Source organism: Cobetia sp. SIMBA_158, from assembly GCF_046566945.1.
In the GTDB taxonomy this organism is placed as follows: domain Bacteria; phylum Pseudomonadota; class Gammaproteobacteria; order Pseudomonadales; family Halomonadaceae; genus Cobetia; species Cobetia amphilecti.
Genome location: NZ_JAWJYL010000526.1, coordinates 1 through 263, shown reverse-complemented (window position 1 = coordinate 263; position 263 = coordinate 1). Strand labels below are relative to the sequence as shown.

Annotated in this window: 1 pseudogene; it reads right to left on the bottom strand. The window is 31.9% G+C overall.

The annotated features are described in order from the left end of the window. Positions 1-263, bottom strand: a pseudogene (locus R2R70_RS20955) (hypothetical protein); the annotation flags it as partial.

Here is a 263-nt window from a genome sequence, read left to right as displayed (position 1 = left end):
CTACTTTTTGTTTTCTTATTTGGGTAAATAACTCATTGTAATCAGAACGTAATGCTGTCTTTTCTGTTTCGTAGTGTTTACTGTGAATAATTGCTGAGAAGTAAGAAGAGCTTCTTTTTTTTAATTGAAAAACATACTTATCCTGCTTCCGACTATCAACTAAAAAGAGCTTTTTCCGATCATTTTTATACTGAATAGTCATGAGCCACTCTTGTCTTAATGCCTTTTCATTTTTAAAGGTTTTTATCCCTTCCTGAGCATAC